Here is a 16,518-nt window from a genome sequence, read left to right on the forward strand (position 1 = left end):
GATGGAGAAGTTCACGACGCACACCGGTGTCGCGGCGCCCCTGAAGCGCTCGAACGTCGACACCGACCAGATCATCCCGGCCGTCTTCCTCAAGCGCGTCACCAAGACCGGCTTCGAGGACGCGCTGTTCCACGGCTGGCGCCAGGATCCGGACTTCATCCTGAACCAGGAGCCCTTCCGGGGCGCCTCGGTGCTCGTCGCGGGCACCGACTTCGGCACGGGATCGAGCCGCGAACACGCCGTGTGGGCGCTGCGCGACTACGGGTTCAAGGTGGTGCTGAGCCCCCGTTTCGCGGACATCTTCCGTGGCAACTCCGGCAAGCAGGGCCTGGTCACGGGCATCATCTCGGATGGCGACCTGGAGCGCTTCTGGGCCGCGATCGATGCGCAGCCCGGAGTGGAGATGACCGTCGATCTGGTGGAGAGAACCGCCCGGATCGGCGACTTCTCGGCTGGCTTCGAGATCGACGATTACACTAGGTGGCGGCTCCTCGAAGGGCTCGATGACATCGGGCTCACGCTGCGCAACGAAGACAAGATCGCGCAGTTCGAGGCACGCCGAGAGGCGTGGAGGCCGCGGACGACACCCGTCTCGTGAGCCTGCCGGAGTCCCACCGGGACCCCGGACTCGCCCGAAAAGTCCAGCGGCCGACCGCCGCGAGAACTCCAGTGAGGCACCACCACATGACTCTGATCGGCGAGGCGAAGACTCCCGGAACTCCCGCGTACGCGTCCGGCGAGGTGCTCGAGATCCGCGGCGGACGCCAGCTGCGGGGCCAGGTCGATGTGCGGGGCGCGAAGAACCTCGCCACGAAGGCGATGGTGGCCTCGCTCCTGGGCGAGACTCCGAGCATCCTGCGCGACGTGCCGGACATCCGTGATGTCGAGGTGGTCCGCTCGCTGCTCGAGGTGCACGGCGTGCACGTCTCCGAGGGCGAGGAGCCGGGCTCGCTCGTGCTCGACCCCTCCGACGCGAAGTCGGCGAACTTCGAGGAGATCGACGCCCACGCAGGGTCGTCGCGCATCCCGATCCTGTTCTGCGGCCCGCTGCTGCACCTGCTCGGTCAGGCGTTCATCCCCGACCTCGGCGGCTGCCGCATCGGCGACCGCCCCATCGACTTCCACCTCGACGCGCTCCGCAAGTTCGGCGCCATCGTCGACAAGCAGCCCAGCGGCATCCGTCTGTCGGCGCCTGAGGGCCTGCACGGCGCGTCCATCGAGCTGCCCTACCCGTCGGTCGGCGCGACCGAGCAGGTGCTGCTCACCGCGGTGCGCGCGAAGGGTGTCACCGAGCTGCGCAACGCGGCTATCGAGCCCGAGATCATGGATCTCATCGGCGTGCTGCAGAAGATGGGCGCGATCATCTCGTACGAGCCCAACCGCGTCATCTTCATCGAGGGTGTCGACGAGCTGCGCGGCTACGACCACCGCTCGCTCTTCGACCGCAATGAGGCTGCCTCGTGGGCGTGCGCCGCACTGGCCACCGACGGCGACATCTTCGTAAAGGGCGCCCGCCAGTACGAGATGCTCACCTTCCTGAACGTCTACCGCAAGGTGGGGGGCGACTTCGACATCACCGATGACGGCATCCGCTTCCGCCGCGGCAAGGCGCCGCTGAAGGCCATCACGGTCGAGACGGATGTGCACCCCGGCTTCATGACCGACTGGCAGCAGCCGCTCATCGTCGCGCTGACGCAGGCCCACGGCGAGTCGGTCGTGCATGAGACCGTGTACGAGAACCGACTCGGCTTCACCCGCGCCCTGGTGCAGATGGGCGCTGACATCGTGGTGCACGAGAAGGGCCTCGAGGGCGAGAACCGTCGTGTGCCCCGTCGCGAGCTCGAGCAGGCCGCTGTCATCAACGGGCCGACGCCGCTGAAGGGCGCCGACATCGTTGTGCCCGACCTGCGCGGCGGCTTCAGCTACGTCGTCGCCGCACTGGCGGCCGAGGGCACCTCGCGCGTCTCGGGAGTCGGCATCATCCGCCGCGGCTACGAGAAGTTCTTCGAGAAGCTGACGGCCCTCGGCGCCGACTTCGACGTCGTCGGCTGAGCGCACGGCGATGTCGTCTCCTGAGAAGAGCCGGCCGAGCTGGTTCTGGCCCCTCGCCGCGATCGGGGTCCCGGCGGTGGGACTGCTCGCGCGCATCCGCATCAGCGGGGCGGAGAAGCTGCCGGCCTCCGGCGCGTACGTGCTGGCGCCGAACCATGTGTCTGAGCTCGATCCGCTGATCGTGGCCGTCGCCGTCTGGCGTCTGGGCCGCGCACCGAGGTTCATGGCCAAGGAGAGCCTGTTCCGGGTGCCGGTGCTCGGCGCGGCGCTGCGTGCCACCGGGATGGTGCCCGTCGCGCGCACCTCGTCGCGCAATGCGGCCACGCAGACCATGTCGCAGGCCACCGCACTCGTCGAGGACGGCCGCGGCGTCATCGTCTACCCCGAGGGCACGCTCACGCGCGATCCCGAGCTCTGGCCGATGCGGGGCAAGTCGGGCGCGGCTCGCCTCGCCCTCGCCGGCGACATGCCGCTCATCCCGGTCGCGCACTGGGGCGTGCAGAACATCATGGGCCGCTACGCGAAGGGCCTGAGCCTCTGGCCGCCGCGCAAGCCGGTGCAGGTGCTCATCGGAGACCCGATCGACCTCTCCGATCTGAAGGGCCGCCCGACGGATCCGGCCTCGATCACGGAGGCGACGAACCGTCTGATGACCGCCATCACGGCGCTTCTTGCCGAGATCCGCGAGGAGAAGGCACCCGACACGCGATGGGATCCGTCCTCGCACGGTCAGTCCGAGACGGGACGGCTGTGAGCCCGGCCGGCCAGCCGACGGGGCGCATCCCCGTCGGACGCCGCCCGCAGGGTCCGAAGGTCGCGGTGATCGGAGCGGGCAGCTGGGGCACCACCTTCGGCAAGGTGCTCGCCGACGGCGGTGCCCAGGTCACGATGTGGGCTCGCCGTCCCGAGCTCGCGCTCGAGATCGACGAGGCCAAGCGGAATTCCAAGTACCTGCCCGGCATCAACCTGCCGCGCACCATGCATGCCACAAGCGACCTCTCGCGGGCGATCGACGGCGCCACCCAGATCTACCTCTCGGTTCCGAGCCAATCCGCCCGCGAGACCCTGCAGGCGATGCGCGCGTTCGTCGGGGACGACTCGATCCCGATCGTGAGCCTGATGAAGGGCGTCGAGAAGAAGACCAACCTGCGCATGAGCCAGGTCATCGAGCAGGAGCTCCGGTGCGATCCGGCGCGCATCGCAGTCGCCAGCGGGCCGAACCTGGCGCTCGAGATCGCGAAGCAGCAGCCGACCGCCGCGGTGATCGCCTCGAGCAGCCAGGACACGGCGGACGCAGTGGCACGGCGAGCGCGCAACGAGTACTTCCGCAGCTTCGTGAACACCGACGTGATCGGCACCGAGTTCGGCGGTGTGCTGAAGAACCTCATCGCGGTGGCGATCGGCATCGTGGACGGCGTCGGCTACGGCGAGAACACGAAGGCCTCGATCATCACTCGCGGCCTCGTCGAGATGACCGACTTCGCGGTCGCCTACGGCGCGCAGCCGGGCACCCTGCAGGGACTCGCGGGCCTCGGGGACCTCATCGCGACGTGCCAGTCGCCGCTCAGCCGCAACAACACGGCCGGGCGCCTGCTCGGGCAGGGATACAAGTTCCAAGAGGTCATCGCCCAGATGAACCAGACGGCCGAGGGGCTCGCGTCCGTCGCGCCGATCCTGCAGCTCGCGCGCGAGGCGGGCGTCGAGATGCCCATCGTGCAGCAGGTGAAGATGGTGCTCGACGGACGTATGAAGCCGCGGGACATCGCGCCCCACCTCACGACAGACGACGACACGCCTCAGGGCGAAGGGACGCAGAATGGCCAGGACGACCGTGGCGGTGCTCTTCGGAGGGCGCTCGAGCGAGCACTCGATCTCTTCCGCGACGGCGGGCGGGGTGCTGGGCGCGATTGATCGCGACCGCTTCGAGGTGATCCCCGTCGGGATCACGCGTGAGGGCGTGTTCGTCCTCGAGCAGGACGATCCGGCGAAGTTCGCGCTCGATGCGGCCCACCTTCCCGAGGTGGTCGACAACGGCACGCGGATCCTGTGGCCCTCGGGCGGCGGCGATCGCACACTGCGTGTGCAGCGCGCCGACGGCGAGATCGACGTGATCGGCGAGATCGACGTGGTGCTGCCGATCCTGCACGGCCCGCACGGCGAGGACGGCACGATGCAGGGCTTCCTCGACGTGCTCGAGATCCCGTGGGCGGGCGGCGGTGTGCTCGACTCGGCCATCGGCATGGACAAGCACTTCACGAAGATCGCGCTGCGAGCCGAGGGGATCCTCGTCTCGCCCGGCTTCACGGTGCGCACGGCGCGCTGGGCCGACGACCCCCAGGGGGTGCGCGAGGAGGTCGCCGCTCTCGGCTTCCCGGTGTTCGTGAAGCCCGCCCGCGCCGGATCGAGCGTGGGCGTGTCGAAGGTCGTGGATCCGTCGGGGCTCGATGAGGCCATGAGCATCGCCTTCGCCGAGGACAGCAAGGTGCTGGTGGAGGCCGGCATCGTCGGTCGGGAGATCGAGGTCGCGATGCTCGAGGGCCGCGACGGTGGGCGTCCGCGCGCGTCGCTTCCGGGCGAGATCGTGCTGACCACCCGCGACTTCTACGACTTCGAGGGCAAATACCTCGGCGGCGAGGGCGTCGACACGGTGTGCCCTGCCGATCTCACGCCGGCACAGACCGAGCTGATCCGCGAGATCGGCCGCCGGGCCTTCGAGGCGGTCGACGGCCGCGGGCTCGCGCGCGTGGACGTCTTCCTCACGAAGGACGGCGAGGTCATCGTCAACGAGGTCAACACGATGCCCGGCTTCACGCCGATCTCGATGTTCCCGCAGTGCTGGATCGCGTCGGGAATGACCTACGCGGAGCTCATCACCGAGCTGCTGGAGCTCGGGATGGCGCGCGCCGCCTGAGGCGACGTCAGCCGTCGGTGGGAGCGGGCGCCGGGGTGGCGTCCTCGAGCGCGACGCACGACGCGGTGGCCTCGATCGGCTTGACCTTCGGGCTGATGGCCTCGAGCACGACCGACGGGCTGATGACCTCGGTGTTCACGTAGACCTGCGTGGCCGGATTGCGGCCATAGGTCGTGATGCGCTGATAGGGCAGCTCCGAGATGTCGACCACCCAGTCGACACCGCCGAAGGTCACACACTGCAGGGTGCTGGGGCCCGGCACCGCGACGCCGCAGCTGAGCATGGCGGCCGTCGGGTCGCCCCAGGCCGCGGTGGCCTGGGCGTCGGTCCAGCGACGCGGGAACTCGCCCTCCGCCCCGAGGGACTCGGGGAGTCGCACCGTGATCTCGGCGCAGGCCGGGTTGTTCGCGTCGTCGGCCGCCGGCATCGACACCGTGGAGGAGCAGCCCACGAGACCGGAGGCTGCGAGACCGAGAGCGGACAGGGCGACGAGTCGGCGGATCACCCCACCAGCGTAGGTCGGAGAGGCTGAGCAGGCGCCGCGCGCCGATAGCCTGGACGAATGCACGAAGGCGCTCCCGCGGACCCGATCATCGGCGAGTTGAGCGAGGGCGAGGTGCTCGCGCGCATCGCCGCCCGCACCGGCCGCGCTGCCGCGACGCAGGTGGGCCCTGGCGACGACGCCGCGGTGATCGGCACGCCGAGCGGCACAGTCGTCGCGACGACCGACACGCTGGTGCACGGGCCGGACTTCCGTCTGGCGTGGTCGAGCGGTTACGACCTCGGCTGGAAGGCCGCCGCGGTGAACCTCGCGGATGTCGCTGCGATGGGCGCGCGGCCCACCGCTCTGCTCGTGGCGCTCGCGATGCCGAACGACACCCGGATCTCCTTCGTCGAGGCGCTCGCGGACGGCCTGCGCGAGGCCTGCGAGGCCCTCGCGCCCGGCTGCGCCGTTGTGGGCGGCGACCTCACCGTCTCGCCCACTCTGACGCTCGCCGTCACGGCGCTCGGAGACCTCGAGGGCCGCACCGCGGTGCTGCGCTCGGGTGCGCAGCCGGGCGATGTGGTGGCGGTCGCGGGGGAGCTGGGCGTCGCCGCCCGGGGCCTCGCGGTGCTCTTCGACCGGTTCCGCGCGGCCGATGGTGCGCCCGTGCCTGTGGACGGCGCGCTGCTCGCACCGGGCGATCACGCCTCGCTGGGAGGTCAGCTGCGCCCGTCGCCGCCGATCGGCCTCGGACCGATGGCGGCCGTCGCGGGAGCGCACGCGATGATGGACGTCTCCGACGGACTGGGCCTCGACGCGCGGCGGATGGCCGATGCGTCGAAGGTGACCATCGATCTGGATCCGTCCGCGCTGGGGGATGATCCGGTGCTGGCGATCGAGGGCGGCGAGGACCACGCGCTGCTCGCCACGTTCGCCGGCGATGCGCTGCCCCCGGGATTCCGGGTCATCGGGCGCGTCGTCGAGCGCGGCGAGGCGCCGGTGCTGGTGGATGGTCGCCCGTACGCGGGCCCCGGCGGGTGGGACCCCTACCGCGACTGGGACTCGGTCTCGGGCTGAGCCTCGTGGGGGCGGCCCCACCAGAGGGTCGTGTCGCCATAGGCACGGTCGCGGATCGGCTCGAGCCCGGCGGCGGCCCAGTCGGGTGCGCCCGAGCGCGACGCGCGCTCGACCACGACGAGCGCGTCGGGCGCGAGGACAGACGAGAGCGCGGCGAGGTTCTCGGTGAGCTCGTTGTCCGCCAGGTCGTACGGCGGGTCCAGGAAGACCAGATCGTAGGGCCCCGATGCCGCGCGCAGCCAGGTGCCGACCGGGTTCGCGTGCACACGCACGGGCGGGGCGCCGGCTCCGATCGAGCGGCGCACCCCGTCGGCGTTGCGGCGGGCGATGGCCGCGGCCGGCTTCGCGCGCTCCACGAGGTCGACCGACCCTGCCCCGCGGCTGGCGGCCTCGAGGCCGAGGGCACCGGATCCGGCGTACAGATCGAGCACGCGTGCGCCGTCAAGGGCGTCCGCCGATTCGAGTGCGCCGAACAGGGACTCCCGCACGCGGTCGCTGGTGGGACGGGTGCCGGCTGAGGGCACGTCGAGACGCACGCCACCGGCGGCTCCCGCGATGATCCTGGTCACGGATCCACGTTAGACGGCGCGGGGACGACGCCGTCGCGACGCCGCGCGTGCGGTCCGCGCGTCTCGCCATTGTGGACCGGTCGCGATCGAAGAAATGTCCGAATGCGCGGATAGGGTGGGATCATGTCGCTCACCCTCGACACCCCGTTGTCCGACGCGCTCGGAGACAAGGTCGCCACCCGCCTGTCGAAGGCGTTCGGGATGAGCACTGTCGGCGACCTGCTCGCGCACTACCCGCGTCGCTACGCGATCCGGGGCGAGCTGACCCCGATCGGCGGCCTCCCGATTGGCGAGCTGGCGACGGTCGTGGCCGAGGTGCGCAAGGTCTCCACGCGCCAGATGCGCAATCGGCCCGGCGGAATGCTCGAGGTGGTCATCAGCGACGGCGAGGGCGAGCTCACGCTCACGTTCTTCGGTCAGGCCTGGCGCGCGGCCGAACTGCGCACCGGTCGGCGCGGTGTGTTCTCGGGCAAGGTGGGCGTGTTCAACGAGCGCCTCCAGTTCTCGCATCCCGACTACCAGCTGTTCGACGACGACACCGACGGATCGGCCGAGGCCGACGAGATGGTGCGCACGCCGATCCCGATCTACCCGGCCACGGCACAGGTCGCCTCCTGGGCCATCGCCGGATGGGCGTCCGACGTGCTCGATCGCCTCGGCGACGTGCCCGATCCCGTGCCTGCTGAGCTACGCGAGCGCCGGTCGCTGCTCACGGCTCGCCAGGCACTCGAATGGATCCATCGACCGGAGGAGAGCCCCCAGATCGATGCGGCTCGCAACACGCTCCGCCTGCACGAAGCGCTTGTGCTGCAGACCGCCCTTGCGCAGCAGCGGCAGGCCGTGCGGCGCATGTCGGCGATCCGGCGTCCGGCGGCGCCCGGTGGCCTCCTCGAGCGGTTCGACGAGGCGCTTCCCTTCGAGCGCACCCCCGACCAGATCACGGTGGGCGAGGCGATCGCGCACGACCTCACGGCCGATTGGCCCATGAACCGGCTTGTGCAGGGAGAGGTCGGATCGGGCAAGACGCTGGTCGCGCTGCGCGCCATGCTGCAGGTGGCCGAGTCGGGCGGACAGGCGGCGCTCATCGCGCCGACCGAGGTGCTCGCGGGCCAGCACCTGCGCTCGATGACACGGATGCTGGGGCCGCAACTCGCGCCCGAGCTGATGCCGACGCTCCTGACCGGTCAGATGCCCGCGGCCGACCGCCGCAAGGCCGCCTTGCGTGTGGCGTCAGGGCAGGCGCGCATCGTCATCGGCACGCATGCGCTGCTGAGCGAGGGCACCACGTTCGCCGATCTGGGTCTCGTCGTGGTCGACGAGCAGCACCGATTCGGCGTGGAGCAGCGCGAGACGCTGCGGGCCAAGGGCACGAGTCCGCACGCGCTGGTGCTGACGGCGACACCGATCCCGCGCACGGTGGCCATGACCGTGTTCGGCGATCTCGACGTGTCGACCATCCGCACGATGCCCGCAGGGCGGGCCGGCATCCAGAGCTTCGTGGCGCCGCTCGCCGAGAAGCCGGCGTGGTTCGGCCGGGTGTGGGAGCGCACGGCCGAGGAGGTCGAGAAGGGCCACCAGGTGTTCGTGGTCTGCTCGGCGATCGATGCCGAGAAGGAGACCAAGGCGCCCGCCCGCCCGGGGTCGGACGACGGCACCGGGGGAGCGGCGCCGATCGTGCCCGGGGAGGCCCCGAAGCCGCACTGGGGCGTTGTGCAGGTCGCCGACATGCTGAAGCGCCATCCCCGAGTGGGGCAGCTGCGCATCGCGACGCTGCACGGCAAGATGCCCGCGGACGAGAAGGACGCGATCATGCAGTCCTTCGCGCGGGGCGAGATCGACGTGCTCGTGGCGACCACGGTGATCGAGGTCGGCGTCGACGTTCCCAATGCGTCGACCATAGTGATCCTCGACGCGGATCGCTTCGGCGTCTCGCAGCTGCACCAGCTGCGCGGCCGGGTGGGCCGCGGCGGCGTGCCCGGCCTCTGCCTGCTGGTGACCGAGGCCGAGGCCGAGTCCGTGGCGCGAGAGAGAGTCGAGGCGGTGGCGTCGACTCTCGACGGCTTCGAACTCGCCGAGATCGACCTCGAGCTTCGCGGCGAGGGCGACGTGCTGGGCGATGCGCAATCCGGCGTGCGGTCGTCCCTGCGACTGCTGCGGGTGGTGAAGGACGCCTCGCTCATCGCGCTGGCGCGTTCCGAGGCCGAGCGCATCCTCGAGGCCGACCCCGACCTCTCGGGCCACCCCGAACTGGCCGAGGCGCTTGCGCGTCGCGTCACGCAGGAGGAGCGGGCCGCGCTCTCGAAGAGCTGAGCGCGCCGAGACCCGTCTTCCGATCCGGGCCATAGGAAGCGCCCGATAGTCTGCGGGCATGAGCGCTCGGATCGCCGTCGTCCCCGGTTCCTTCGACCCGCCCACCCTCGGTCACCTCGACGTGATCCGTCGGGCGGCCAGGCTCTACGACGAGCTCCACGTGGTGGTGGTGCACAACCCCGACAAGGCGGGCATGCTTCCCGCCGCCCAGCGCGTCTCGCTGCTCGAGCAGTCCATCGCCGAGGACGGCATGGAAGGCAACCTCGTGGTGCGCTCGTGGAGCGTCGGACTCCTCGTCGACTACGCGCAGGAGGTCGGTGCCGGGGTGCTCGTGAAGGGGATCCGCTCTCAGGTCGATGTGGCCTACGAGACGCCGATGGCTGTTGTGAACCGTCATCTGGCCGACATCGAGACCGTGTTCCTCCTGCCGGAGCCGTCGCACGCGCTCGTGTCGAGCTCGCTCGTGCGCCAGGTGGCCGGGCTCGGGGGCGATGTCTCCCCGTACGTCCCGCCGGCTGTGGCCCGCTTCCTGCAGCAGGCCGGCGCCCGGGACTTCTGAGAACCGGCTGACGAATGCGGCCGAGGGCGGCGAGGCTCGGCCTCCCGCTGCTCCCCGCGAGTAGCATCGAACCGTGCGACCTCGACTCTCTGGACCCTTCGTGCTGCCCGTGCGCGACATCGTGCGCAAGCCGGGCGAGATGCGCGAGCACTTCCTGACCATCCCTGTGCGCGAACGCTGGGGTGAGGGAATCGTGTCGGTGCCGAAGGGTGACGAGATCGACCTGGACGTGCGCCTCGAGTCCGTGCACGAGGGCATCCTCGTCTCGGGCACGATCGATGCCGAGTACAAGGGCGAGTGCGGGCGCTGCCTGCGCGACATCGCCGCGCCGCTCGAAGTCGAGATCCAGGAGCTTTTCGAGTATCCTGGGTTGGAAACTGCTGACTTCGAAGTTCAAGACGACCACGTGGATCTTGAAACTCTGGTCAGGGATGCGATCGTTCTGGCGCTCCCGTTTCAGCCGGTCTGTCAGCCGGATTGCCCCGGCCTTGATCCGGTCACGGGCGAGCGGATGACTGAACCGGCAAGCGCCTCGCAGGTGCCCCTCGATCCTCGTTGGGCCGCGCTCCAGAACCTCACCGACCACGGATCGGCGCCGGAAGGCGCCGCCCGCGACACAGAAGAGAGCTGAACAATGGCTGGTAACCCCCCGAAGCGGAAGGTCTCCCGCTCCAACACCCGCTCGCGCCGCGCGCAGTGGAAGGCCGAGGCGACGCCGCTCGTCAAGACCATCGAGAACGGCAAGGTCGTCTACAGCCGTCCTCACCAGGCCAAGGTCGTCACCGACTCGCAGGGCACCGAGCTGTTCCTCGAGTACAAGGGCCGCAAGGTCGCCGACGTCTGATTCGGCCTCCCGTGACGATCGATAGTCGCGGAACGCAGTACCTCACCGAGAAGCGGGGGGGGGGGGGGGGGGGGGGGGGGGGGGGTTTTTGACGGGGGCACCCCCCGGACGCCGACACGGACCGCAACCCTTCACCACCCCGCCACGCGCGGCGCCCCCCCCCCCCCCCCGCTTCTCGATTTGGCACTGACGCACCGCTCGTACGCCTACGAGAACGGCGGCCTGCCGCATAACGAGCGCCTGGAGTTCCTCGGCGACTCGGTGCTGGGCCTGGCGGTCACCTCCATGCTCTACACCCGTCATCCGGAGCTCGAAGAGGGCGCGCTCGCGAAGCGCCGCGCCAGTGTCGTCTCCACCGTCGCGCTGGCCGAGGTCGCGCGGGGCATCGGACTGGGCGACCACCTCAAGCTCGGCCGAGGCGAGGAGCTCACGGGCGGACGCGACAAGGAGTCGATCCTGGCCGACGCGATGGAGGCCGTGATCGGCGCCACGTATCTGTCGGCCGGCGCGCCCGTCGCCACCGCCATGGTGCTGCGCCTCGTCGAGCCGCTCTTCGAGAACCCCGAGCGCTACGGCGCCGCGATGGATCCGAAGACGGCGCTGCAGGAGATCGCCGCGCGTCAGGGGCTCACTCCGCCGACGTACTCCGTGCAGGCGAGCGGACCGGACCACGAGCGCCGCTTCGTCGCGACGGTGACGGTGGGCGGGCTGTCGACGACCGGCGAGGGCACGAGCAAAAAGACCGCCGAGATGGCGGCCGCTCTCGAGCTCTGGCGCCGGCTCTCCGATCAGACCGCGGACTGATCCGATGCCGGAGCTGCCCGAGGTCGAGGTGGTGCGCGCGGGTCTCGCGCCGGCCGTCGTCGGCGCTCGGGTGCTCGGAGTCGAGGCGCACGATGCCCGCGCGCTCACGCGTCACCCGGGCACGGCGCACGACTTCGAGGCTCGGCTGACCGGCCGTCGCTTCAGTGGGGCGGCGCGGCGCGGCAAATTCCTCTGGCTGCCGCTGGACGACGAGGCGGCGCGTGGCCCCGAGTCGGTGATGGTGCACCTCGGAATGAGCGGGCAGATGCTTCTGCGCGCGCCCGGCGCCCCGGCCGAGCGGCACGAGCGGGTGCGCATCTCGATCGAGCATCCCGAGCACGGCGAACTGGCAGTGGTGTTCTCGGATCAGCGCACCTTCGGATCGCTCGCGATCGATCCGCTCATCCCGACGCAGGATGGACACCCGGGCGGATTCGGAGATGCCGCGCCCCTCGTTCCGGAGCAGGCGGCGCACATCGCGCGCGATCCGATCGATCCGGCGTTCGACGATGCCCTGTTCCGGCGCCGGGTGGCGGCCAAGGCATCCGGCATCAAGCGCGTGCTGCTCGACCAGACCGTGGTCAGCGGGATCGGCAACATCTACGCCGACGAATCGCTGTGGGCCGCGCGGATCCACCCCGAGACGATCGCGAGGGACCTCTCGACGCGCGCCGTGAACCGGCTGCTGGCCGAGGTGCGTTCGGTGCTCGCGCGGGCTCTCGCCGAGGGGGGCACGAGCTTCGACGCGCAGTACGTCAACGTCAACGGGCAGGCGGGCTATTTCAGCAGGTACCTGCATGCATATGGGCGTGCGGGTGAAGCGTGCGATCGGTGCGGCACGGCGATCCGGCGAGTGGCGTTTATGAACCGCTCGTCGTTCTTCTGCCCGAGGTGTCAGCGGCAGCCGTAGCCCGGAGCGCGCCGCCGGATCTCCTCCCTGCCGACGGCTCCTCGCCATGTCTCGATGGCCACCCGCGTTGTCGGATCGGTACGCGAGACGCGGAACCATTCGGCGAGGTCGAGGTTCTCGTACATGTCACGGAACGCCGACTCCGCGGTGTGGCCGAACTGACGGAGGATCATGTGCCGCCCTTCGGCTTCGGATGATCGCTGGTGCAGCGCGGCCATCGCGTCGGCATTCGCGAAGGACAGGAGATAGTCCGCGACCGCCGCATCCGTCTCGACGTCGAGAGCCCGGAGGAGCACCGCAGCCAGGAGGCCTGTTCGGTCCCAGCCCGCCGAGCAGTGGAAGAGGATCGCACCCTCCTCGGCAGCTGCGATGGCTTCGAGCACAGCGGCGAGTCGGTGCGGGAGCTCGCGGAGGTGCGCGAGGTAGTAGAGGGGGGTGCCCCAGCGTCCGTCCGCTTCATACGGCTCCCAGAACTCGGCTTCATCGCCGTCGAGATCCACGCGAACGTGTGCGACCGACGTCGGTGCGTGACCTGTGCTCTCGCTGGGTCGACGAAGATCGATGACCGTGCGCACTCCGTGCGCTCGGAGCGCGTCCCATCCCTGTGCGTCAACGCGGTCGAGTCGTTCCGTGCGAACGAACACGCCCCAGGGTGTGACAGATCCGTCCCTGCGGGTAAGCCCGCCAAGGTCGCGGGCGTTCGCGAGCCCGGCGATGGTCAGCGTGCGTTCCATACCGGCAGTCTTGCATCGGGCTCGCGATGGCCGAGGATATCGAGCGGGCGCCCTGCGGAACGCACGGTTCGTCCGCGGTGACCGCACCGGAAGACCGCTCGGAACGGCGCGGTTCCGCTGCACAGGCGGTGGCGATCGGCGCTCAGATCAGTGGAGCCTCTACCTACCCACGTGCTCCGACGCACTCTATTCCGCCCAGCGAGCCACTCATCTTCGCCATCTCGTGCTTGGCCGCTCTAAGCCGCGCGACAGAGTTCTAGGTGACGTCGTTGAGCCCACCGGGTTCCGACGGAACAGCCTCAGCAGTCTCATCGCTGCTCACGTTCACACCTGGGGGAGATCGCGACATGAACCGCCGCCGCGTCACGCGACGCCGTACGCACGCCGGGCGCACGTCGATGCGCCGCGCGGTCGTCGCTGCGCTGGCAGTGGCCGCAGTGGTCGGTGGCGGGTTGAGTGTCGCTCTGCCGGCCGTGGCTGCCCCCCGCACGCTCGTCGTGGACAGCCTCGCGGCGTCCGGACGCGATGCCGTGCCCGGCGACGGCAACTGTGCGACGGACAGCAAGACCTGCACCCTGCGTGCGGCGATCGAGGAGTCGAACGCCCTGAAGGGTGCTTCGGGTGGCGTCGAGATCGTCGTCAAAGACGGACTGTCGGGTGACATCAAGCCGACGATGATCGAGAGCACCGGAAACTGGATGACCACGGCCAACGTCACCAGTTGGGACGCCGGCGCCGCCTACGAGATCACCGCCCCCGTCACGATCGACCTGGGCAATCGCGTGGGCGTATACCCGGTGACCGACCTCGAGATGGCTGCCTTCCATGTCAATGGCGAAGACATCACGCTGAAGAACTTCACCGACATCTTCGGGTCCGGCTCCTCGGTCGTCTTCGGGCCGAACGCAAAGCGTGTCGTCTTGGAGGGCGGCCAATCGGTCACGACGCGCAGCTACTACCCCGAGCGTTTCGCGGTGTATGAAGCCGGCGCGACGGACATCACCATTCGCAACTACCGTCTCCAGGGCTTCTACAACGACGGCGAGGAAACGGGCCTGTTCCTCTTCGACGCGGGCAGCAAGACCGCCCCGATCAGCAACATCCGGATCGACGGGGTGGCTGTCGACTACGTCAGCGGTGGCTTGTGCACCTTCGCCGACGGCACGGGATGCCGCACGAACCTCACGTCGTTCTACGAGCGCCGGAACGTCAACCTGCAAGGGTTCTCGTTCACCAACTCGCGGGTGACCAACCTCTCCGGGGTCGACGCATTCCGCTTCGGCCTCGGCACCGCCGCGACCAGCATCACTCTCTCCGACCTGGATATCAGTGGAAACACCTTCCTGAATGTCCAGGGTCGCGCGGGCAGCTACGACACGTCGCTCATCACGATGCCGAACACGCCCCTCGGAGGAGCCAACCGCATCAGCAACAACACGTTCCTTCGCGCGGACAGCGGCCAGTCGTACGCCATCGGGTGGGCGGCCGCGGCAAGTCCCGGTCTCACCGCAGCCAGCGGGTTGGACATCATCGACAACCACTTCGACGGCTACAGCACCTCGTCGATCCGCCTGCGTGATACCGGCCGCGTGAACGTGTCCGGCAACACCTTCGGCGCCCGATCGGCATCCCAGGCCCGCCCGGCGCTCGGCGAGGAGACCTCCGACAACGCCGCCCTGCTGCTGGACAACCACGCTGCGACCGCGAACGAAGGACTGCGCACCTGGTATCCCTCCGCGACGGCGACGGTCCTCACAAAGGCCGCACCGGAGGGGAGCATCGTCGTCTCGCCGCGTGATCGCGACTCGATCTCCTCGATGTGCATGGCCACGGTCCAGGTCACCAAGCCCACGGGCGCGGGGACCGGCATTCTCCCTGCCGACGGCGCGGACCTCGAGGTCTACTGGACCGCCAACTCCACGGCGGAGCTCTACCTCGGGCGTGCGGAGAACGTCGCGGGCGCCACGGCGAACCTGACATTCTCGCTGCCGATGGGGGCGCAGACCCTTCCGGGGCACAAGGGGAATGTCTCCGTCGTGGCCGTCGATCCGACGACGGGCACCGTCTCCGGATACGTCCGAGTCCAGACCCATCTGAACACCGAGCCGCAGAACACCAGCTCGCAGTACAGCCGTGTGGTGCCGGTGACCGGCAACTGCCGGCCGGCTCTCACGCTGAAGCAGACGGAGACGCAGAACGACCCCACGACCAACCGCCAGCTGCACTACAGGCTGACCTCCTCTGTGCCGCTCGACCCGTCCACGGTTCAGGCGGACGACATCAAGCTCACCGCTGTGGCTACCGAGTTCACCTACGACGCCACCCGCATCAACGCCCGTGTCACCGGCGTGACCCCGGTCGAGGGCTCCAACGGCACGATCTTCGACGTTCTGATCGAGGTCGACGACTCTGCCACGGTTACTGCCACCTTGCCCAAGGGGACGGTCGCGGCCACGTCGGGCCTCGCGAACGCCGGTCCTGCGGCGAGTGACGATTCCGGCATCACCTTCACGAATCCGGTCACGGCCACCAAGTCGAAGTTCTCCGTCGTGACCGGCGAGCCGAACGGCCAGGAGTACGCCTATGCCCTGCGTGCTGGCGCTCCCGTTCCGAACAGCGAACTCGTGTTCGAGCTCGCTCTGGATGCGGCAGGGCAGGAGCACGGCGTGCGCGTGTCCGACAGCGCCCCCGAGGTGGCGGCGGAAGGAGAGCACACCGACCTGATCCGCGTCACCGCGCGCGAAGGTGCCGTCGCTGCCAACACCGCGACCGCGATCCTCGGAACTCTGCGTTCGGGCGACCCTCGCTATGACGGTCTGGTCGTCCCCACCGTGACTCCCTTCCTGTTCGCGACCGACCCGTCCATCGAGATCGACAAGCGCGCGTACACCGGCGTCACCGACTCCTCCAGCCCCGCGCGCATCGAAGCAACGGGAACTCCCGCTCTCAGCGGCGCGCGTCTCCTCGACGCCGAGCAGGTGTGCTTCGTCTACACGGTCACCAACCGCTCCCAGGACGACTGGGCGACCACGCTGTCAGAGATCGTCGTCACGGACTCCGACACCCGGCTCGGCCAGAACGGCACCATCGGCACGATTGCTCGCCTGGGTATCGGCGAGAGCACCTCTCTCTCCGCCTGCGCGACGCTGATCCCTGTCGACACCACCGTCACCGTGGGGGCAGAGCGATGAACAGCGGCGTCGCATCGGCCGAAGCGTCGACGGGTGAGGGAAGTGCTCGCGGAGGCCGGAAGAAGCGCGGGCA

General features: G+C 69.6%; 16 protein-coding genes. 13 read left to right on the forward strand and 3 right to left on the reverse strand.

Annotated features, from left to right (window positions below):
- Position 1 precedes the first annotated feature (1 nt).
- The 5 genes from leuD to J5V96_RS10400 all read left to right on the forward strand — a co-directional run bounded on the left by leuD (position 2) and on the right by J5V96_RS10400 (position 4,963).
- The gene (gene leuD / locus J5V96_RS10380; protein WP_208503520.1) at positions 2 to 598 is read left to right on the forward strand and encodes a 3-isopropylmalate dehydratase small subunit; all 597 of its coding nucleotides are present in this window, start codon (positions 2 to 4) and stop codon (positions 596 to 598) included.
- An 86-nt stretch (positions 599 to 684) separates the two neighbouring features.
- On the forward strand, positions 685 to 2,052 hold the full coding sequence (gene murA / locus J5V96_RS10385; RefSeq protein ID WP_208503522.1) for a UDP-N-acetylglucosamine 1-carboxyvinyltransferase: 1,368 nt from the start codon (positions 685 to 687) through the stop codon (positions 2,050 to 2,052).
- A 10-nt stretch (positions 2,053 to 2,062) separates the two neighbouring features.
- Positions 2,063 to 2,806, forward strand: coding sequence for a lysophospholipid acyltransferase family protein (locus J5V96_RS10390; protein WP_208503525.1), 744 nt, complete (start codon positions 2,063 to 2,065; stop codon positions 2,804 to 2,806).
- A gap of 65 nt (positions 2,807 to 2,871) precedes the next feature.
- Positions 2,872 to 3,963 (forward strand): NAD(P)H-dependent glycerol-3-phosphate dehydrogenase, encoded by a 1,092-nt coding sequence (locus J5V96_RS10395; RefSeq protein ID WP_307793627.1) that lies wholly within the window; start codon positions 2,872 to 2,874, stop codon positions 3,961 to 3,963.
- A complete protein-coding gene (locus J5V96_RS10400) occupies positions 3,869 to 4,963 on the forward strand; it encodes a D-alanine--D-alanine ligase family protein (RefSeq protein ID WP_208503529.1) in 1,095 nt (364 codons plus the stop codon). The genes J5V96_RS10395 and J5V96_RS10400 overlap by 95 nt, the downstream gene beginning before the upstream one ends.
- 7 nt (positions 4,964 to 4,970) lie before the next feature.
- Here J5V96_RS10400 and J5V96_RS10405 read toward each other — a convergent pair whose 3' ends face one another.
- The gene (locus J5V96_RS10405) at positions 4,971 to 5,468 is read right to left on the reverse strand and encodes a DUF3515 family protein (protein WP_307793587.1); all 498 of its coding nucleotides are present in this window, start codon (positions 5,466 to 5,468) and stop codon (positions 4,971 to 4,973) included.
- Positions 5,469 to 5,525: 57 nt separating this feature from the next.
- On the opposite strand from J5V96_RS10405, the gene thiL reads away from it, so the two are divergent.
- Positions 5,526 to 6,524 (forward strand): thiamine-phosphate kinase, encoded by a 999-nt coding sequence (thiL, locus tag J5V96_RS10410; RefSeq protein ID WP_208503531.1) that lies wholly within the window; start codon positions 5,526 to 5,528, stop codon positions 6,522 to 6,524.
- Here the strand turns inward: thiL and J5V96_RS10415 are convergent.
- Positions 6,494 to 7,093 (reverse strand): RsmD family RNA methyltransferase, encoded by a 600-nt coding sequence (locus J5V96_RS10415; protein WP_208503533.1) that lies wholly within the window; start codon positions 7,091 to 7,093, stop codon positions 6,494 to 6,496. The genes thiL and J5V96_RS10415 overlap by 31 nt on opposite strands.
- A 123-nt stretch (positions 7,094 to 7,216) precedes the next feature.
- On the opposite strand from J5V96_RS10415, the gene J5V96_RS10420 reads away from it, so the two are divergent.
- From J5V96_RS10420 to mutM, 6 genes are all read left to right on the forward strand, one after another.
- On the forward strand, positions 7,217 to 9,403 hold the full coding sequence (locus J5V96_RS10420; protein WP_208503535.1) for an ATP-dependent DNA helicase RecG: 2,187 nt from the start codon (positions 7,217 to 7,219) through the stop codon (positions 9,401 to 9,403).
- A gap of 58 nt (positions 9,404 to 9,461) precedes the next feature.
- Entirely contained in the window at positions 9,462 to 9,962 is a 501-nt protein-coding gene (gene coaD / locus J5V96_RS10425; protein ID WP_208503537.1) for a pantetheine-phosphate adenylyltransferase, read from the forward strand.
- A 139-nt stretch (positions 9,963 to 10,101) separates the two neighbouring features.
- Positions 10,102 to 10,593: a YceD family protein gene (locus J5V96_RS10430; protein WP_208504196.1), complete on the forward strand. Its 492-nt coding sequence runs from the start codon at positions 10,102 to 10,104 to the stop codon at positions 10,591 to 10,593.
- A gap of 3 nt (positions 10,594 to 10,596) precedes the next feature.
- Positions 10,597 to 10,806: a 50S ribosomal protein L32 gene (rpmF, locus tag J5V96_RS10435; RefSeq protein WP_208503539.1), complete on the forward strand. Its 210-nt coding sequence runs from the start codon at positions 10,597 to 10,599 to the stop codon at positions 10,804 to 10,806.
- Between the two features lie 180 nt (positions 10,807 to 10,986).
- Positions 10,987 to 11,610, forward strand: a complete 624-nt coding sequence (gene rnc, locus J5V96_RS10440; protein ID WP_208503541.1) for a ribonuclease III — start codon at positions 10,987 to 10,989, stop codon at positions 11,608 to 11,610.
- 4 nt (positions 11,611 to 11,614) lie between these two features.
- Positions 11,615 to 12,520: a bifunctional DNA-formamidopyrimidine glycosylase/DNA-(apurinic or apyrimidinic site) lyase gene (mutM, locus tag J5V96_RS10445; RefSeq protein WP_208503544.1), complete on the forward strand. Its 906-nt coding sequence runs from the start codon at positions 11,615 to 11,617 to the stop codon at positions 12,518 to 12,520.
- Here mutM and J5V96_RS10450 read toward each other — a convergent pair.
- The gene (locus tag J5V96_RS10450) at positions 12,505 to 13,254 is read right to left on the reverse strand and encodes a tyrosine-protein phosphatase (RefSeq protein WP_208503546.1); all 750 of its coding nucleotides are present in this window, start codon (positions 13,252 to 13,254) and stop codon (positions 12,505 to 12,507) included. The two genes, mutM and J5V96_RS10450, sit on opposite strands and share 16 nt — an antisense overlap.
- 347 nt (positions 13,255 to 13,601) lie before the next feature.
- Between J5V96_RS10450 and J5V96_RS10455 the strand changes: the two genes are divergently transcribed.
- Positions 13,602 to 16,445 carry a right-handed parallel beta-helix repeat-containing protein gene (locus J5V96_RS10455; RefSeq protein ID WP_208503547.1) on the forward strand — a complete coding sequence of 948 codons (2,844 nt, stop codon included), beginning with the start codon at positions 13,602 to 13,604 and terminating at the stop codon, positions 16,443 to 16,445.
- Positions 16,446 to 16,518: the final 73 nt, after the last annotated feature.

The sequence above is a fragment of the Microbacterium stercoris genome (assembly GCF_017592545.1).
In the GTDB taxonomy this organism is placed as follows: domain Bacteria; phylum Actinomycetota; class Actinomycetes; order Actinomycetales; family Microbacteriaceae; genus Microbacterium; species Microbacterium stercoris.